At 43.2% G+C, this 789-nt stretch carries 1 protein-coding gene; it reads left to right on the top strand.

What is annotated here, in order from left to right:
* Position 1: 1 nt before the first annotated feature.
* A partial coding sequence (locus ACFIMP_RS09810) for an elongation factor Tu (RefSeq protein WP_375678226.1) occupies positions 2-789 on the top strand: 788 nt, incomplete at its 3' end.

The following is a 789-nucleotide window of genomic DNA, read 5'->3' as shown; positions in this document are numbered from 1 at the left end:
AATGGCGAAGAGCAAGTTTGAACGAACAAAACCGCATGTTAATATTGGTACGATTGGTCACGTTGATCATGGGAAGACCTCGTTGACAGCAGCGATTACGAAATATTTTGGTGAATTTAAAGCTTATGACCAAATTGACGCTGCGCCAGAGGAACGTGCACGTGGAATTACTATTTCTACAGCACACGTTGAGTATGAAACGGAAAATCGTCACTATGCGCACGTTGATTGTCCAGGACACGCTGATTATGTGAAAAACATGATCACAGGGGCAGCACAGATGGATGGTGCTATTTTGGTTGTTTCAGCAGCTGATGGCCCAATGCCTCAGACACGTGAGCATATTTTGCTTGCACGTCAGGTTGGTGTTCCGGCAATTGTTGTTTTTCTTAATAAAGTTGATCAGGTTGATGATGCAGAACTTTTGGAGCTTGTAGAGCTTGAGGTTCGGGAACTTTTATCCAAATATGATTTCCCAGGCGATGATATACCAATTGTTAAGGGTTCTGCGTTGGCAGCTCTTGAGGATAAGGATAAAAGTATTGGTGAAGATGCTGTTCGTCTTTTAATGAGTGAAGTTGATAATTATATTCCAACCCCTGAACGTCCTGTTGATCAACCATTTTTGATGCCGATAGAGGATGTGTTTTCGATTTCGGGTCGTGGAACCGTTGTTACGGGTCGTGTTGAGCGTGGTGTTATTAAAGTTGGAGAGGAAATCGAGATTATCGGTATTCGTCCAACGTCTAAGACGACGGTTACAGGCGTTGAAATGTTCCGCAAGCTTTT

The organism is Bartonella sp. AP65SXKL, from assembly GCF_042195725.1.
Lineage (GTDB): Bacteria > Pseudomonadota > Alphaproteobacteria > Rhizobiales > Rhizobiaceae > Bartonella.
This window is presented reverse-complemented; position numbering and strand designations above follow the sequence as displayed.